At 61.2% G+C, this 16343-nt stretch carries 16 protein-coding genes and 1 pseudogene; 11 read left to right on the forward strand and 6 right to left on the reverse strand.

Going from position 1 to position 16343, the window contains the following annotated elements; all coding sequences use genetic code 11:
• Complete coding sequence (locus GS_RS17405; protein ID WP_010941841.1) at window positions 1–165, reverse strand: hypothetical protein; 165 nt, start codon at window positions 163–165, stop codon at window positions 1–3.
• Window positions 166–282: 117 nt separating this feature from the next.
• On the opposite strand from GS_RS17405, the gene malQ reads away from it, so the two are divergent.
• From malQ to GS_RS05920, 3 genes are all read left to right on the forward strand, one after another.
• Complete coding sequence (gene malQ, locus GS_RS05910; RefSeq protein ID WP_010941842.1) at window positions 283–1764, forward strand: 4-alpha-glucanotransferase; 1482 nt, start codon at window positions 283–285, stop codon at window positions 1762–1764.
• A gap of 127 nt (window positions 1765–1891) precedes the next feature.
• Window positions 1892–3178, forward strand: a complete 1287-nt coding sequence (locus GS_RS05915; RefSeq protein WP_010941843.1) for an O-acetylhomoserine aminocarboxypropyltransferase/cysteine synthase family protein — start codon at window positions 1892–1894, stop codon at window positions 3176–3178.
• 6 nt (window positions 3179–3184) lie between these two features.
• The gene (locus GS_RS05920; RefSeq protein ID WP_275450051.1) at window positions 3185–3847 is read left to right on the forward strand and encodes an ACP phosphodiesterase; all 663 of its coding nucleotides are present in this window, start codon (window positions 3185–3187) and stop codon (window positions 3845–3847) included.
• Window positions 3848–4257: 410 nt separating this feature from the next.
• Here GS_RS05920 and GS_RS05925 read toward each other — a convergent pair whose 3' ends face one another.
• The gene (locus GS_RS05925) at window positions 4258–4746 is read right to left on the reverse strand and encodes an adenosine-specific kinase (RefSeq protein ID WP_010941845.1); all 489 of its coding nucleotides are present in this window, start codon (window positions 4744–4746) and stop codon (window positions 4258–4260) included.
• Window positions 4747–5334: 588 nt separating this feature from the next.
• On the opposite strand from GS_RS05925, the pseudogene GS_RS05930 reads away from it, so the two are divergent.
• Window positions 5335–6173: pseudogene (locus GS_RS05930) on the forward strand (rhomboid family intramembrane serine protease).
• 14 nt (window positions 6174–6187) lie between these two features.
• Here GS_RS05930 and GS_RS05935 read toward each other — a convergent pair.
• Both GS_RS05935 and mnmH read right to left on the reverse strand, forming a co-directional pair.
• On the reverse strand, window positions 6188–7138 hold the full coding sequence (locus GS_RS05935) for a zinc metalloprotease HtpX (RefSeq protein ID WP_010941847.1): 951 nt from the start codon (window positions 7136–7138) through the stop codon (window positions 6188–6190).
• 4 nt (window positions 7139–7142) lie between these two features.
• Complete coding sequence (gene mnmH, locus GS_RS05940; protein WP_010941848.1) at window positions 7143–8177, reverse strand: tRNA 2-selenouridine(34) synthase MnmH; 1035 nt, start codon at window positions 8175–8177, stop codon at window positions 7143–7145.
• A 275-nt stretch (window positions 8178–8452) separates the two neighbouring features.
• Here mnmH and GS_RS05945 point away from each other — a divergent pair, with 275 nt between their 5' ends.
• The 4 genes from GS_RS05945 to GS_RS05960 all read left to right on the forward strand — a co-directional run bounded on the left by GS_RS05945 (window position 8453) and on the right by GS_RS05960 (window position 11717).
• Window positions 8453–8827, forward strand: coding sequence for a PilZ domain-containing protein (locus GS_RS05945; RefSeq protein WP_010941849.1), 375 nt, complete (start codon window positions 8453–8455; stop codon window positions 8825–8827).
• Between the two features lie 112 nt (window positions 8828–8939).
• A complete protein-coding gene (locus tag GS_RS05950; protein WP_010941850.1) occupies window positions 8940–10226 on the forward strand; it encodes a class II fructose-bisphosphate aldolase in 1287 nt (428 codons plus the stop codon).
• Window positions 10227–10297: 71 nt separating this feature from the next.
• Window positions 10298–10918 carry a LysE family translocator gene (locus tag GS_RS05955; RefSeq protein WP_010941851.1) on the forward strand — a complete coding sequence of 207 codons (621 nt, stop codon included), beginning with the start codon at window positions 10298–10300 and terminating at the stop codon, window positions 10916–10918.
• Window positions 10908–11717 carry an HD domain-containing protein gene (locus tag GS_RS05960; protein WP_235044986.1) on the forward strand — a complete coding sequence of 270 codons (810 nt, stop codon included), beginning with the start codon at window positions 10908–10910 and terminating at the stop codon, window positions 11715–11717. The genes GS_RS05955 and GS_RS05960 overlap by 11 nt, the downstream gene beginning before the upstream one ends.
• Here the strand turns inward: GS_RS05960 and GS_RS05965 are convergent.
• A complete protein-coding gene (locus GS_RS05965; RefSeq protein WP_010941853.1) occupies window positions 11714–12097 on the reverse strand; it encodes an HsmA family protein in 384 nt (127 codons plus the stop codon). The two genes, GS_RS05960 and GS_RS05965, sit on opposite strands and share 4 nt — an antisense overlap.
• 5 nt (window positions 12098–12102) lie before the next feature.
• Window positions 12103–12597, reverse strand: a complete 495-nt coding sequence (locus GS_RS05970) for a tRNA (cytidine(34)-2'-O)-methyltransferase (protein WP_010941854.1) — start codon at window positions 12595–12597, stop codon at window positions 12103–12105.
• Window positions 12598–12772: 175 nt separating this feature from the next.
• On the opposite strand from GS_RS05970, the gene serA reads away from it, so the two are divergent.
• The 3 genes from serA (at window position 12773) to rpsA (ending at window position 16343) form a co-directional block, all read left to right on the forward strand.
• Window positions 12773–14401: a phosphoglycerate dehydrogenase gene (gene serA, locus GS_RS05975; RefSeq protein ID WP_010941855.1), complete on the forward strand. Its 1629-nt coding sequence runs from the start codon at window positions 12773–12775 to the stop codon at window positions 14399–14401.
• Window positions 14402–14481: 80 nt separating this feature from the next.
• Window positions 14482–15045, forward strand: a complete 564-nt coding sequence (locus GS_RS05980; RefSeq protein WP_010941856.1) for a thermonuclease family protein — start codon at window positions 14482–14484, stop codon at window positions 15043–15045.
• A gap of 89 nt (window positions 15046–15134) precedes the next feature.
• Window positions 15135–16343 (forward strand): 30S ribosomal protein S1, encoded by a 1209-nt coding sequence (gene rpsA / locus GS_RS05985; RefSeq protein ID WP_010941857.1) that lies wholly within the window; start codon window positions 15135–15137, stop codon window positions 16341–16343.

Here is a 16343-nt window from a genome sequence, read left to right on the forward strand (position 1 = left end):
TCAGTAGATTATGATGTAGCCGTGGTCCTGGGCTATCTTTGATATCTCGAGAGGATCGTTGATGATGTAGCTCTTGCCTTCAAGCGAGAACGTGTAGGTGCCGTCATCGTTTTTGACGGCGCTGTCGACGAGGGTTTCGAAGAGAGCTGTCTTGATTGTTTCCATGATGGGCCGGTTCCTTCCGTGGCGCAGTTTCCGGCCGGCATGACGCCGGCCGTTTGTTTTCTGTATACCGTCTTCTCCCCGGATTTGTAAATGGATTTTACCGAAAGTGAGGACTTCATGAGACAGAAACGTCGCAGCGGCATCCTGCTCCATCCGACTTCCCTGCCGGGTCCGGGGGGGATCGGATCGCTCGGGAAAGAGTGCCGCCATTTCATCGATTTCCTCGAAGAGGCGGGGCAGAGCCTCTGGCAGGTTCTTCCGCTGGGGCCCGCAGCCTACGGCAATTCCCCCTATTCCTGCTATTCGGCTTTTGCTGGCAACCCCCTGCTGATCGACCTGGCGACCCTCGTGGATGAGGGGGACCTGGAGCCCGAGGAGGCTGTGGCGGAGGTGTCTGCCGATCATGTGGACTTTCCGGCTGTGGATGCGTTCAAGTCACGCGCGCTCCGGACCGCTGCGGCCCGGTTCCACGCCCACGGTGACACGGATCGTAAACAGGAGTTCTGGCACTTTTGCGATACTACCCCCTGGCTTCACGACGCTGCGCTGTTCATGGCTCTCAAGGAGCATTTCGGCGGCAAAAGCTGGAATACCTGGCCCAAGGAGATTGCCCGCCGGGAGTCGGCCGCGCTCGAAAAGTATTCGGTTCGGCTGGGCGTGGCCATTGGCGAACACAAGTATATCCAGTGGCAGTTTTCCCGTCAGTGGCGACATGTCAGGGAATATGCCAACAGCAAGGGGATTGCGGTTGTCGGCGATATCCCCATCTTTGTGGCTTTCGATTCAACCGATGTCTGGACGAATCCGGGCCTTTTCAAGCTCGACGACAAGGGCAAGCCCACCGTGGTAGCCGGGGTCCCGCCGGACTATTTCAGCAAGACAGGCCAGCGATGGGGGAACCCTCTCTATGACTGGGATGCCATGGCCGCCGATGGATTTCGCTGGTGGATCGAGCGGTTCCGCGGTTCGTTCGCGCTCCATGATGTGGTCAGGGTCGATCACTTCCGAGGGTTCGAGGCGTGCTGGGAGGTTCCGGCCAAAGAAAAGACGGCGGTGAACGGCCAATGGGTCCCCGCTCCGGGGACGGCACTCTTTGATGCCGTTATCGGGGCGGTGGGGTCACTGCCGATCATTGCCGAGGACCTGGGAGTCATTACCCCGGCCGTGGAGGAACTGCGCGACCGGTACCGTTTCCCCGGCATGAAGATCCTCCAGTTCGCCTTTGATTCCGGCCCGGGCAATCCCTACCTGCCCCACAACTTCACCCGTGACTGCGTGGTCTACACCGGCACCCACGACAATGATACCACCCAGGGCTGGTTTCAAAGCCTTTCCCCCCGGGAGCGACGAGAAGTTCTGGCCTATACCGACACCACGGGTAAGGAGGTCCATTGGGAGCTGATCCGTCTCGGCATGGCCTCGGTGGCCGATATGGCGATTTTCCCGCTTCAGGATGTCATGGGACTTGATGGGTCAAGCCGGATGAATCTCCCCGGAACACCGCGCGGGAACTGGTCGTGGCGTTATAGTGAGGGTATGCTTACTGCTAAGCACGCAAAAAAGCTTCTCGAATTAACCGTGCTTTTTGGGAGAAAATAGCCAAGCAAATATATTGGTAGGCAGGGTTCTTTTGTTGACATGTATGGTATAGTATATGTATTATGTGATGACGGGTAACTGTACTTTTGTTGTAGGGTAGCATCACATACGAGAGGAGAGTTCCATCATGTCCGACATCCAAAAAGGCTTCGATACCCTCGCACTCCACGCCGGCCAGGATCCGGATCCCACGACGCTGTCGCGTGCGGTTCCCATTTACCAGACCTCTTCCTATGCGTTCCGCAGCTCCGAACACGCGGCCAATCTCTTTGGTCTCCGGGAGTTCGGCAATATCTACACGCGGATCATGAATCCGACCTGCGATGTACTGGAAAAGCGCCTGGCGGAACTTGACGGCGGAGTGGGCGCGCTTGCTCTCGCCTCGGGGCAGGCGGCAATCACGTATGCGGTGCTTAACATCGCCGGCGCCGGGCAGAATATCGTCTCCACCAGCTATCTCTATGGCGGAACCTACAACCTCTTCCACTATACTCTGCCAAGATTGGGGATATCGGTCCGGTTCGTCGACACTTCTGACCCTGAAAACGTCCGTCGGGCCATGGATGAAAACACTCGCCTGGTCTACACCGAATCGGTAGGGAACCCGAAAAACAATGTGGACGACTTCGAGTCCATTGCCCGGATCGCCCATGAGGCGGGAATCCCGTTCATAGTGGACAACACCGTTACCACTCCGTACCTGTTCAGGCCTTTTGACCATGGGGCCGACATCGCCGTCTATTCCCTCACCAAATTCATCGGTGGCCACGGTACGAGCATCGGGGGGGCGGTGGTAGACAGCGGACGTTTTCCCTGGAACAACGGCCGGTTCCCCGAGTTCACGGAACCGGATCCCTCCTACCATGGTTTGCGCTACTGGGAGGCCCTGGGGAACCTCTCCTACATCCTCAAGATGCGGATCACGCTCCTGCGCGATATGGGGGCCTGCCTCGCGCCGTTCAACGCATTCCTCTTCCTCCAGGGGCTGGAGACCTTGCCGGTGCGCATGGCACGCCACGTTGACAACGCGCGTACTGTTGCCGAGTGGCTGGAGCGGCATCCACTGGTCACCTGGGTCAACTATCCGGGCCTGCCCAGCCACCGGGACCACGACAATGCCGGCAAGTACCTCCCCAAGGGCGCCGGTGCCATCATCGGCTTCGGAGTCAAGGGAGGGCTCGAGGCGGGCAAGAAGTTCATCGACAGCGTGAAGCTCCTGTCGCATCTTGCCAACATCGGCGACGCCAAGTCCCTCGTCATCCACCCGGCATCCACCACGCACGAGCAGCTCACCGATGAAGAGCGTCTCTCGGCCGGGGTAACGCCGGATTTCATCCGCCTTTCCGTCGGCATCGAGGATGTGGCCGACATCATTGCCGACATCGACCAGGCCCTGCATGCCTCCCAATCCTGAGCCCACGTGCGCAACTTCGCCCCGGGACTGCCTTCGGGCCGCCCCTGGGGTGCCGCCGGCTTTTCCCCCTGTGGACGGGGCTCCGTGAACATCCTTGCCCACTTGGCATTCTCCGGGGACGATCCGGAGATCATGGCCGGCAACCTTATGGGTGATTTCGTCAAGGGGCCCCTGGCGGGCCGCTATCCTCCACGGCTCACGCTGGGGCTGGAGCTCCACCGGGCCATCGACTCCTTTGCCAACGGGCATGAGTCATTTACCCGGAGCAAGCGGCGACTTGCTCCATCCTTCGGTCATTACCGGGGGGTGCTGGTGGATGTCTATTACGACCATTTTCTCGCTTCGGAATGGGAACGCTACCGCGCCGAGCCGCTCCAATCCTTCATCACGCGTGCCCGTGCAATTGCCATTGGGTTTGCTTCCCTCATGCCCGAGCGACTGGTTCAGCTGCTTCCCCCCATGTTCGATGAATGGCTTCCCTCTTACGCCGAATCTGCCGGGATCGGTCGGGTGCTTCGCCGGATGTCGGCGCGTGTCGGCCGGCCGAATCCCCTTGCCTTGGGCGAAGGGGAGCTGCTTCGATGCTACCGGGAGCTCAGGGGGGATTTTCTGCAGTTCCACCCGGCCCTTACCACATTTGTGGTCGACTTTATCGCCCGTCGCGAGTGACTCTTGCCCCATTGTTCCCTGTCGGTGAAGGGACTATACTATTATTATATTCACCTGATTGTTCTGCACATCGTGTCGGGATCTGTTGCAGACGGGGTTGGGTTTGACCGATAAGCGCCGGGCGAAGGCGAAATGCGACGCGGGAACGATTTAGGCAGGGAGGCATTCCCGCGAGGGGGAGCGGAAGTGATGGCCGAGGGGAGGCGGTGGACCCGTGAAATGGCTCCTTTTCCTCTACCTAGCAGGAGTTGACTTGGCGGTATTCTCGACGATGTATCTCATCTACCGTAACTCACGGCGCAAATAAGAAGGGCCGGCCGAGTTCCGGGAGTCGCGAAACCAAAGGGGACATTCGCTCATCGAGCGCATGTCCCCTTTGTGTGCGGGGTGCGTGATGCATGCAGTATGCATCAACGCTTATAGCCGATAGCCCTCAGGAAGTCCCTGCGGTGCTGCCGGTCGTCGTCCGTTTCCACTCCCTTGGGTGGATGTCCGTCGATGACCCCCAGCACTCCCCACCCCTGGGAGGTGGACGCCACGATGACCTGGAGGGGGTTGGCGGTAGCACAGAAGATCCGGCAGACTTCGGGGCAGTTCTTGATCTGGTTCAGGATGTTGATCGGGTAGGCCTCCTTCAGCAGGACGCAAAAGACATGGCCGGCTCCAATGGCCTGCAGGTTTCTGACGCAGACCCGGATCAACTCTTCGTCGTTCCCCTCGGTGCGGATCAGGCACGGCCCCGAGGCCTCGGTGAAGGCGATGCCGAACCGGGCTTGGGGAACGGTGGTGGCAACGACTTCGTACAGATCCTCGGCTGTCTTGATGAAGTGGGTCTGCCCCAGGATAACGTTGCAGTCTTGGGGAATATCGACTTTGATGGTGTGTATTTCCAGGTTCATGATGGCCTCCCGGTATCGCGAGTTGCTGGGGGTACGATTAGTAACAACTATAAAAAAGCCTGCGATGATGTCAATGCATCCACCGGAACGTTCACGGGAAGTCACCACACACAAAAGCCCGGCTCACAGGCCGGGCTTCCTTTTTTGTCCGGTGCCGCATCAGGGCACTTTATCCCAATCCGTCGGTCGTACGTTCACGGGCTGCGCCCACGTGCTCCTTGCGGGACCACGGGGACGGGCGGACGATCCGGTTCGCCTTTTTCAAGAGGTTGCCACGCTCCTGGCGGATGGCATCGCGACAGCATCTGCAGCGTCGTCCGTGCGGCACCGAATCTGTCAAAGAACATCTTCTTTCATTTCAACAATACACCCATCGACCCGAGCCGTCAAAGACGCTGTGCCCGTGGAGCCTCGCCCGGCGGCCATTTGCATGCCATGGTGCACTGGCCCTGGATGGGGCTTTGGCAGGCGAACCTTGCGCATCGGGGCGTTTCACGGTACGATTCTGACGTGCTCGTACCCCTTGGGCGTTGGCCCCGGTACCCGCGCTGCTCCCCTGCTGCTCCCATCCCAGAGTGAGGTCCATGAATGGCAACTGCCGAGCGCCGCTCGATACTCTGCCCCAACTGTCGCCGCCTCATCAACCGCGATGAGCCGTCCTGCCCCTACTGCGGCACCTCCCGCCCGGTTCGTGGCTGAAAAACAACCCCTTCACCCGGAGCGCCGGCGATGCGGACAGGGTCATCACCATCATTCTGGCCGTCAATGTCGTCATGTATGTGGCATCGCTGCTGGTCGACAACCGTCCGCCTGGCCAGGGTGGGCTCTTTTCGGCCCTGTCGCCGGGGCGCAACAGCCTGCTGCTCCTGGGGGCCACCGGCGTGGTCCCCATCGACCGGTTCGGCCGGTTCTGGACGCTCCTGTCGGCTAACTACCTCCACGGCGGCCTGCTGCACATCTTCTTCAACATGATGGCCCTGCGGCAGATTGCTCCGCTGGTGGCGCGCGAATACGGTACCTGGCGAATGTTTTCCATCTATACCCTCGGCGGGGTGGCCGGCTATGTAGTTTCCTATCTGGCCGGCACCGGTTACACCATCGGCGCATCGTGCGCCATCTGTGCACTGATCGGTTCGCTTCTCTACTACGGCAAGAGCAGGGGGGGGCTCTACGGCCAGGCGGTTTTCAAGGAGGTCTGGGGATGGGTGGTCGGTCTCTTCCTGTTCGGGCTGATCGTGCCGGGGATCGACAACTGGGGGCACGGGGGGGGGATCCTGGGGGGGATCATCATGGCCTTCATTCTCGGCTATCGCGAGCGGCGCAGCGACAATCTCTTTCACACCTTCCTGGCAGGTGCCTGCGCCCTGGCCACGGCCGTATCGCTTCTACTCGGTTTTCTGAGCGTCTACTACACCTTCAGAGGGTGAGACTGATTCCGGACTCAGTGCCACAGGCCGCTCAGGTGGCGACGCGGCACGCGGCTCACTTCCGCGATGTGGGGTGGGGCGCACGGCCCGCCGTCTTCGGGGCAGACCAGCATGCTCTCGTCCGGGTACATCTCCCGCTCAATATCTTTCAGCCTTTTGATTCGTTCATCGGTTACGGGATGAGTCCTGAGCAGGGACGGCTCGATTCCCTTCACGCCCGGTAGCCGGCTTTTTTTCAGGACTCTCTGCTGATACTCCTCCAGCTTGGCCAGGGCCGAGGCGAGCCCCGCCGGGTCACTGGTGAGCTTTGAGCCGGAGAGGTCCGCCTCGAACTCGCGGGTCCGCGAGAGAGAAAGCTGGAGCAGGGCGCTGATGGTGGGGGCAAAGAGCATGAGCATCAGCGGGATCCACGGCAGAGACCACTCCCCCAGGATCAGCAGGGGAAGGTTGAGGATGATCAGTACCTGTCCCAGTAGCGAGATGAGGCGGGTCACGCGGGTCACCACGTCGGCGAAGCTCATGACCCAGGTGTCGCTGTTGCCGATGTGACTGACCTCGTGTCCCAGAACGCCGACAAGCTCCCGGACGGTCAGAAGCCGCAGCAGGCCGTCGGTTACGGCCACTGAGGCTCCCTTGCCGCTGCCGATTGAGAAGACCAGGGGGGCGGAACTGGGAATATAGTGGATGCGGGGGGGCTCCGCCAGGCCGGCGCGGCGGGCAAGCTGGTTAACGATAGCGTGAAGTTGGGGGGCTTCGGCGACGGAGAGGGCCTTTGCCTTGTACATCCTGAGGATGAGAGCGGGAAGGACCCTCAGACTCACCACCAGCGGGATGATTCCGACCAGTAGTGCCCATGCCATGCCATAGATGCCGGCAAAGAGCCAGCCGAGGGTGAGAAGAAGCCCCACCATGCCCGTGACGAGCACCATGGACTGGATGAGGTTGCGCAACCTCTGGGCCAGCATGGCTCTACACCGCGGCCTGTCTGCGCGAGGCGAGGAACGTGTTCAGCTCCCGCTCTCCTGAGGAAAAATCCTCCAGGGAAATGACGGCATCCTCCACCCAGTCGCGGGTCTTGTAGTAGAGCTTGTCATAGTAATGCCGGATCAGGCCCTCCATGAACGGTTCCATTTCCCATCGGTCCAGATGGCCTTTGATCGCTTCGTAGTTGTCGCCGCCGAGTTTTTTTCTGATCCGCTCCAGGGCGCCGGCCATGCCGTCCCGGTATTCGGGGCGGCCGTACTCTTCCGTGAGGCGGGCCACCCGGGTGGCCACCGACGCCTCGCACCAAAGCTTCACACTACCCCGCATGACGTCGTAGAGGTTGCCCGGCAGAGTGAGCCTGCCGATGCGCCTGCTTTCTCCCTCCAGCAGGATGGGGCAGCCGGCAGGCAATCGGCGGAAGGCATCCCAGAGGAGAGTTTCGAACCGCTTCTGGGAGATGTCCTGACGAAGTCCCAGTTCGCCGAAGGCCGATCCCCGGTGGCGGGCGAGTCCCTCGAGGTCGACCACGGCATGACCGGCCCGTGCCAGCTGCAGGAGGAACGTCGTCTTGCCCACGCCGGTCATGCCATGGAGGACAACCAGCGGCGCGGGGGGGGTGAAGGGGTCGAATGATGACAGAACCAGGTGGCGGAAGGCCTTGTGGCCTCCCTGGAGCTGGACCGCGTCGAACCCTGCCAGGTCGAGGATCGACACGACGGTCTTGCTCCTGAGCCCCCCGCGCCAGCAGTAGACGAGAATGGGGCGGCCTGCCGCGGCCCGGGCAATCTCCCCCACCATGGCAGGAAAGCGGTGAGCGGTCAGGTGCAGCCCCCGGCGGCGCGCCTCCAGGGGGCCGGTCTGCTTGTAGATGGTGCCGATCTCCACCCGTTCCTCGTTGGTGAGGAGCGGGACATTGATGGCACCGGGGAGGTGATCCTCCTCGTATTCGAGGGGAGTCCGGACATCCACCACCAAGTGGGTGTCGAGCAACGATTCATGGAACGGGGTGGTTTTGATCACATCATTCTCCTTGCAAACCAGAGCATTATACGGGGGGAGCAGGGCCAAATGCAAGGATGGTGCGCCACCGCGTGCGGGATGGTCGGAGGTGCAATCGCTCCATTCTGCTTGTGAAAGGGCGCCGCGAGTCGTTCTATCAAGTGGAGCTGATGGTTTGAGCAGGGCAAAATGCTGTTGACAAATGGGCGCGGAACGTTAATCATCCCCAGTGATTGCGCGGCAGGAGGCCCGGTTCGCACAGGGAGGCGGCGGCACTGATCCGGGAGGTGTTCAAGATGGATAAAAGGCGATTCACACGCGTTCCCTTTGCTATTTCCGCAATGGTCACCCACGGTGAAAGCTCGTTTACCGGCGAAGTGGCCGACCTGAGCCTGAACGGCATGTTCGTGAAAACCGGTGGGGAGAAACCGGCCATCGGAGAAGAGGTGGAAGTCGTCATCTCCCTGTCCGAGGGAGAGCCATCCCTGAATGTGGAGCTGGCCGGCGAGGTGGTGCGCGCTGACGCGAACGGCGTTGCCCTTCGTTTTTCGCGCATCGAGGTCGATTCATTCATTCATCTGCGTAACATCGTGGAGTACAACACGCCAGAACCGACTCGGGTCATGGACGAGTTCGCCGATTACGTGGAAGACCGGATCGGCCGGAAATGAGTATCGTTGCCGCCGGGGCAATCGTTCCTTGATTTTACCCACCGGTCATGCTAATAACATGTTGTTTTATTTATAATAAATATGTTTGAATGCCACTAAACAGGGAGGTGCTATGACAGCTCAGTACTCCGCCGATTTCGAGAAGGCCCTGCAGGTCGGCCGTCCCCCCAACATCCGGGCTCTTTTCCCCAACTCCAAGGCCCTCATCGTGAGCGGCAAGGTTGTGGACCGGGCCATGCTTGCAAAGGGGAAAGCCATTGCCATGGCCGCCAACGGCCGCAACTACTTCGTCATTCGCGGAGCACTGATGGCCGCCCAGCGGGCCAACTGCCCGCTCATCATCGAAATCGCCAAGTCGGAGGGGGGGCAGAAGGCCTACTGTGCCGTTAATTACTGGAACATGGCCCGCATCGTCGACGCCCTCTGCAACGAGCTGGGGATCACTGTGCCGGTGGCTATCCATGCCGACCACTACGGCATCAAGAACGACAAGGATCTGAACGCCGCCAAGGTGGAGATCCCGACCATGTTCGAGGCGGGGATCACCTCCATCGCCATCGACGCCTCTCACCTGCCAGACGACCAGAACCTGCTGGCCAACCTGGCCATCAATCCGTTCATCCCGTCCTGGGCCGGCCTTGAGACCGAGGTGGGTGAAATCAAGGGGAACACAGGCCTTTCCACCGTGGATGAGGCGAAATTCCTTATCCAGGGGCTCAATGCCCACGGCATCTTCCCCGACTGGATCGCCTTGAACAACGGCACCACCCACGGTCTGGAGGCGTCGGACGCCGGTATCCAGGTCGGGCTCACCGCCGAGATCCATAAGGCTTTGGAGCCCTACCGGGTCAACGGTGCCCAGCACGGCACCTCGGGCAACAGCTCCGAGCGCCTCCGCGCCATCGCCAATGAAACTGCCACCACCAAGGCCAACGTGGCCACCGCGCTCCAGATGATCTCCTGGGGGCTTGAGGTGAACGATTACGGCAATGCTCAACTTGATGCCGACGGCAATTTCATCAAGAAGTCCGATGCCGGCATGAGCGACGAGCTGTGGGCCGAGATGGTGGCCCATGCCGAAGGCAAAGGTTGGAAGAAGGGGGACTACAAGAACCTGAACCTTCCCTTTGAGAACAAACTGCTGGCGCAGCCTAGGGAGATCCGCGAGCGGATGGCCAAGGGGGTGGAAGAGTTCGCCTACAAGATGATGACCGAGGTGCTCAATGCCCGGGACACGGCACCTTACGCCATAGAGGCGATTCTCTCGGCCGGTTCCTACGACGTGGGGGCAAAGGGAAGCCGTATAGATGATCCGGCCCTCTGGACCGAAGCCCGGATCATCGAGCGGGCGAAATCAATTGTGGGTGACAAGGGCGCTGAAGGAAATTTCGACGATTAGTATCCCGCAGCCAGCGGCGTGAAGGGGGGGCAAAAGCCCCCCCTTTTTCCGTTGCTGCTCCGGAGCAGACCATGACAAATCTCAGTGTGTTCCTTGTTTCCGTTGTCCTCGTCACCGTTGCGCCGGGGCCCGATATCATCCAGGTTCTCACCCGGGGAGTAAGCCAGGGGCGGATGGCCGGCTTGGCTGCCGCGGCCGGTTTCAGCACCGGCTGTATCTTCCACACGACCCTGGCGGCAGTGGGGGTGTCGGCCCTCATTCGGTCCTCCGACGTGGCATTCACCCTGATCAAGCTTGCCGGGGCCTGTTATCTGGTCTACATCGGCATCGGGGCGCTGCGGAACCGGGGGGCATCCCTGGTGGGCGAGCCGGCCGGCTTCGACGCCTTGGGGGTCATCTACCGCCAGAGCATCGTGGCAAACATCCTCAATCCCAAGGTAACCCTCTTTTTTCTCGCGTTCCTGCCCCAGTTCGTGTCCCCCGCGTCGGCCACTCCAGGCTTTCAGCTCATGGGGCTCGGCATCATCTTCATGGTCGTCACCATCATCATCTTTGGCTCCGTGGCCCTTTTTGCGGGGCTCATCGGGGACTGGCTCCGACGTCGGCCTGCCGTTGCCGGACGGCTCCAGGCCCTGGCCGGCGTTACCTTCATCGGCCTCGGCATCCGCGTGGCATTGCCCGATGTCCGCTGACCCCTTCATCATAACCACCTTGGACGAGGAGGGGCTTGCTTCCCTCAAAAAGTGGTTCCTCGGCTACTGCCGCTCCTTTTACACCTCACGCGAAGAAGACAACCGAAACATCCGCCTGAAAGAGGAGCACACGGAGCAGGTCTGCGCCTTCATGGATATCCTGACGCTTGACCTGGGGCTCGATCCGGGTGAACGGCGCCTGGCCGGGGTGGTTGCCCTGCTGCACGATGTGGGGCGGTTCGAACAGTACCGTTGCTATGGCACCTTCAGGGACAGCGAGTCGGAAAACCATGGGACCCTCGGCGTCCGCGTGCTGACGGGGGAGGGAGTGCTCGACGGCCTGGCGCCGGAGGAGCGGCGGATGATCCTCGGCGGCGTGGCGCTCCACAACGTGTTCCGGATTCCCGATGCCATTGACGGCCCGGCCCGCCGGCTGCTGCACCTGGTGCGCGACGCGGATAAACTGGATATCTGGCGGGTGTTCCTCGAATTCTACGGTCTGCCCCCGGAGGAACAGGCTTCGGCAGTGGGGCTGGGGTTTCCGGATCTGCCGGTCTGTACCCCCGGGGTGGTGGAAACGGTCATGCGGGGAGAACTGGTCAACCTGGCGACCCTGAAGACCCTGAGCGACTTCAAGCTCCTTCAACTTTCATGGGTATTCGACCTGAATTTCGCTGTGTCGCGGCGGCTGGTGGTGGAGCGAAACTACGTGGAACAGATGGCGGCGACCCTGCCTCCGGGAGAGGACGCAGCCCGGGTCGTGGCGTTCGTGCGGGAGTATCTGGCGCGGTCGGGCTAGTGTTTAGCCGCCTTCAGCATTCCGGCGATGGCTCCGCTGGCGAAGGCGATGCACCAGAGGGTGTAGATGGTGAGACTCACCCGGTGAAAGGTGTGGTTGATCCGCTCGGTCTTGCGGGCGAACGCCGCCGCGAGAGCCAGTAAAAAGTGAAAGGCCATACCCGCAAGGGACAGGATGCCGGTAAGGTTGTGCCATTCGGGGGCCTTGCCGAAGGTCCTGGCGTAGAGGCTCATCTGATGGGTTCCCAGGTAGTCGAACAGCAGCCCCGCGCCGAAGACCAGCAGATGCTTGGCGTGGAGTCCCTCTTTCCTGCCGCTGAAGACCGCGTAGGTGTAGAAGACGAGAGCCAGCACCATGAACGTGATTCCGGCCTTGATCATCGACATCACTCTCCGTTTTCACCCGCCCGGTCGGCAAGGCGTCCGGTCTGGCGCAGGGCTTCGTACAGGACGATCCCCGCGGCGGTTGAGAGGTTGAGGCTCCGCACCTTGCCGAAGATCGGTATCCTCACGCAGTGCTCCTCGTTGGCCCGGAGCAGGTCTTCGGGCAGTCCAACGGTTTCCTTGCCGAAGACGATGAAGTCGCCCTCGCGAAAGCCGGCATCCACGTAACAGCGCGCCGCCTTCTTGCTCGTATAGAAGAAGCGCGCGTCGGGCCAGGCCTGCCGCAGTTGGTCGAGGCTCTCCCAGTAGCGGATATCCACCTCGCTCCAGTAGTCGAGGCCGGCTCTCTTCAGGTACCGGTCATCGGTAGAAAAGCCAAGTTTTCCGACCAGGTGGAGTACGGTGCCGGTGGCCCCGCAAAGGCGGGCAATGTTGCCGGTGTTGGGTGGGATTTCCGGCTCCACGAGCACAATGTGAAAGGGCTGGTGTCCAGTCATGGGTCCTTCCCGCGGGAACGCTCCCCCCTCGTATACCGGCAGGAGGGTTCGCCGGTCTTGCAATTTTCAATCGGGGGGTCTATTATTAGCGCTTCTCCGCAGCCTCGCAAAGCACTTTCTTGCCATCGGGTTATACCGGCTACTCATTACCATTCCACACCACAGGGGATCATCAATGAAAATCATCGTTACTGACGAGGTGGCTCAAGAAGGATTGGCACTTCTTGCCCAGGATCCGCGTGTTGAGCTCGATGTGAAGCTCGGCCTCAAGAAGGAGGAACTCCTCGCAATAATCGGCGATTACGACGTCATCATCACCCGCAGCGGCACCACCGTGAATCGGGAGCTTCTGGACGCGGGGAAAAAGCTGAGGCTCGTGGCCCGGGCGGGCGTGGGCATCGACAACGTTGACGTTGACTACGCAAGTTCCCGCGGCGTCATCGTGGTGAACGCTCCTTTCGGCAATACCAACAGCGCGGCCGAGCATGCCATGGCGCTGCTGCTCTCCTTCTGCCGCAACGTGACCCGCGCCAACGGCAGCCTGAAGAGCGGCGAGTGGAAGCGGGCTCCGTTCACCGGCTACGAGCTCAAGGGTAAGACGGCCGGCGTCATCGGCCTCGGCAAGGTCGGCGGCCGGGTAGCCACGCGGCTCAAGGCCTTCGAGTGCGACGTGCTCGCCTGCGATCCCTACATCGCCGTGAAGCGGGCCCATGACCTGGGGGTCAAGCTGGTCTCCCACGACGAGATTTACAAGAACTGCGACATCATCACCGTCCACACCCCTCTCACCGACGAGACTCGCAACATGATCGGCGAGCGTGAGCTGGCTATGATGAAGGACGGCGTCATCATCGTGAACGCCGCCCGGGGCGGCATCATCGAAGAGGCGGCCCTGCTGAAGTATCTGGAGTCGGGCAAGGTGGCCGGAGCCGCTGTGGACGTGTTCAGCGAGGAGCCCCCCAAGAGCGAGTATCTGAAGAAGCTCATCGGCCACGAGAGGGTCGTGGTGACGCCGCATCTGGGGGCAAATACCTTTGAGGCCCAGGTGAACGTGGCTGTGGACGTATCCCGCGAGATTCTCAACTACCTGGACGACCAGCCCCTGGAGAACGCCGTGAACATTCCGCGCTTCGACTTGGCACTCATGGACCAGATGCGGCCGTTCCTCAACCTCATGAACACCCTGTGCGAATTCGGCATTCAGTTGCTGGACGCCAATATCTCGAAGATCGTCTTCGGCTTCTCGGGCTCCATCGCCCACTACGACTGCACCCCGCTTACCGTCTGCGGCCTGGCGTCGATCCTTAACCGGATGGTCGACCAGGACGTGAACATGGTGAACGCTTCTCTCATCGCCGAAGGGATGGGCATTGTGGTGGAGGAGTCCAAGACGACTCATGCCGACGCCTTCTCCAACCTCATCACGATCGTGGTGGAAGGAGAGGGGGGCAAGCGCCGCACCATCTCGGGCACCCTTTTCGAGGGGCTGCCCCGCATCGTACGGCTGCGCGACTACTCCATGGACTTTGCGCCCGAGGAGCACATGCTGCTGCTCCACTACGCCGACCGGCCGGGTATGATCGGCAAGATCGGCACAATCATGGGACAACATGAGATCAATATTGCCTCCATGAACCTGGGACGCAGCGAAAAGAAAGGGGAAGCCATGGTCATCCTTTCCCTTGATTCGGCTGTACCTCCCCAAGTGCTTGAGGAGGTGCGCGCCGCAACCGACGCCACCTTCATCAAGGCCATTCACATGCCGGGTGCCCGGTGCAGCCGGAGCTGCGGCTGCACCGCCTGATCCGCGGACATTCCCTTGTTTGATGTGCGGGGGCCGGTCTTCCTTTGGGGGGCCGGCCCCTTTGCGCAGGAGGCTGACGAATGAAGAACACGCTCTGGCTCGGGGTGACGCTCCTGCTTATGGGGCTCATCCTGGCGCTCTACCTGCTTACCCCCGAGCGGTCTCCAGGACCGCTGAAATCCTCCGTCCCCCCCGCCGGGGACCGGGTTATCACGGTGAAGGACGGCGACACGGTGGTCATCGCCCCGGCAGGGGGCGGCAAGCCTTACCCCTGCAGACTCTACGGCATTGATACGCCCGAAACTCCGAAAAAACGGAAACAGGGGCAGCCGTACGGACAGGAAGCGGCCGACGAGCTGAGCTCTCTCGTGCTCGGCAAGGAGGTGAAGGTTCTCCTGACCGGCGACACGACCTATAATCGCCAGGTGGGGACTATCGAGGTGGATGGGGTGAACGTGAATCTGGAGATGGTGCGTCGGGGTTATGCCTGGGCCTATGTCCAGTACCTGCGGAGGCCCCACGTGTCCGAGTACCGCGAGGCCGAAGAGGACGCGCGCCGGCAACGGCTCGGGCTCTGGCAGGATCACAACCCCGTGCCGCCATGGGAGTTTCGCAAGCGACAGAGGCTCCAGAAGCTTGACTAATCACTCCCTTTCGACTACTTTCTCTTGGTGCGGCTGTACCGGCCCCAACTTGCCGAAACAGCCGAAACTTTTTCGCAACGGAGACAACGATGATCGACAACGAAAACAACGTAAACGAGCCGGCCGAGGAGGAGAGCTTCGCCGAGCTCTTCGAAAAGAGCAATCGCAGGACCGAGCGGCTGCGGCCAGGCTCAAAGGTGGACGCACGGGTGCTCAAGATCGGCGCCGAGTGGGTCTTCCTCGATATCGGCAGCAAGGGTGAAGGGGTCATGGAGCGCAAGGAGCTCCTGGACAAGGACGGCAATCTGACGGTCGCCGAAGGGGACACCATCCCGGTCTGGTTCGTGAAGGTTGAGCGGAACGAGATGCGCTTCACCACCAAGGTCGGCACGGGGCAGGCGGGCCTGTCCGCCCTGGAGGACGCCTATCGTGCCGGCATCCCCGTGGAGGGGAACGTCGAGAAGGAGATCAAGGGGGGCTTCGAGATCAAGGTCGGCGGTACCGTCCGCGCTTTCTGCCCCTATTCGCAGATTTCGCTCCGCCGGGCGGCCAATCCGGCCGAATTCGTGGGACGCCAGCTCCTGTTCAAGGTGGTGGAATTCGCCGAGCGCGGACGCAACATCGTCCTTTCCCACCGCGCGATCCTTGAGGAGGAAGAGCGGCAGAAGCGCGAGGCGTTGAAGGATACTCTCAAGGAGGGCACGACCCTAACCGGCACCGTGACCCGTCTCATGCCTTTCGGCGCGTTCGTCGACATCGGCGGTGTTGAGGGGCTCATTCCCATTTCCGAGGCCGGTTGGAGCCGGGTGAAGGAGATCGGCGACGTCCTGTCCGTGGGTGAGCAGGTGACCGCCCTGGTGAAGCGGATCGACTGGGAGAACAACAAGATATCTCTCAGCCTCCGCGATGTTCAGGCCGACCCCTGGGAGGGGATTGCCGAGCGCTTCCCGGAAGGGTCCTACCACACGGGAACCGTGGCGCGGCTCGCTCCGTTCGGCGCTTTTGTAACTCTTGCCCCGGGCATCGACGGACTCATCCACATCTCCAAGCTCGGTGCCGGCAAGCGGATAGCCCATCCCCGGGAGGTGCTCAAGGAGGGTGACGCCGTTGAGGTAACGGTCGAGGGTGTAGACCGCGAGAGCCGCCGTCTTTCCCTTGCGCTGGCCGCCACCAAGCGAGCGGCAGAGGAAGAGGAGCGGAGCATTGCCGAATTCCGCGGTAAGGGCGCGGCGCAGACCAAGGATTCCATGGGAACGTTCGGCGACATTCTCAAGGCCCAGCTCGACGACAAGAAGTAG

It is taken from the genome of Geobacter sulfurreducens PCA, from assembly GCF_000007985.2.
GTDB classification, from domain to species: domain Bacteria; phylum Desulfobacterota; class Desulfuromonadia; order Geobacterales; family Geobacteraceae; genus Geobacter; species Geobacter sulfurreducens.

Excerpts from the sequence above, each read along its gene's own strand:
- GS_RS17405 (WP_010941841.1), bottom strand. The coding sequence starts at position 165 with ATGGAAACAATCAAGACAGCTCTCTTCGAAACCCTCGTCGACAGCGCC.
- malQ (WP_010941842.1), top strand. The coding sequence starts at position 283 with ATGAGACAGAAACGTCGCAGCGGCATCCTGCTCCATCCGACTTCCCTG.
- GS_RS05915 (WP_010941843.1), top strand. The coding sequence starts at position 1,892 with ATGTCCGACATCCAAAAAGGCTTCGATACCCTCGCACTCCACGCCGGC.
- GS_RS05925 (WP_010941845.1), bottom strand. The coding sequence starts at position 4,746 with ATGAACCTGGAAATACACACCATCAAAGTCGATATTCCCCAAGACTGC.
- GS_RS05935 (WP_010941847.1), bottom strand. The coding sequence starts at position 7,138 with ATGCTGGCCCAGAGGTTGCGCAACCTCATCCAGTCCATGGTGCTCGTC.
- GS_RS05945 (WP_010941849.1), top strand. The coding sequence starts at position 8,453 with ATGGATAAAAGGCGATTCACACGCGTTCCCTTTGCTATTTCCGCAATG.
- GS_RS05950 (WP_010941850.1), top strand. The coding sequence starts at position 8,940 with ATGACAGCTCAGTACTCCGCCGATTTCGAGAAGGCCCTGCAGGTCGGC.
- GS_RS05955 (WP_010941851.1), top strand. The coding sequence starts at position 10,298 with ATGACAAATCTCAGTGTGTTCCTTGTTTCCGTTGTCCTCGTCACCGTT.
- GS_RS05960 (WP_235044986.1), top strand. The coding sequence starts at position 10,908 with ATGTCCGCTGACCCCTTCATCATAACCACCTTGGACGAGGAGGGGCTT.
- GS_RS05965 (WP_010941853.1), bottom strand. The coding sequence starts at position 12,097 with ATGATCAAGGCCGGAATCACGTTCATGGTGCTGGCTCTCGTCTTCTAC.
- GS_RS05970 (WP_010941854.1), bottom strand. The coding sequence starts at position 12,597 with ATGACTGGACACCAGCCCTTTCACATTGTGCTCGTGGAGCCGGAAATC.
- serA (WP_010941855.1), top strand. The coding sequence starts at position 12,773 with ATGAAAATCATCGTTACTGACGAGGTGGCTCAAGAAGGATTGGCACTT.
- GS_RS05980 (WP_010941856.1), top strand. The coding sequence starts at position 14,482 with ATGAAGAACACGCTCTGGCTCGGGGTGACGCTCCTGCTTATGGGGCTC.
- rpsA (WP_010941857.1), top strand. The coding sequence starts at position 15,135 with ATGATCGACAACGAAAACAACGTAAACGAGCCGGCCGAGGAGGAGAGC.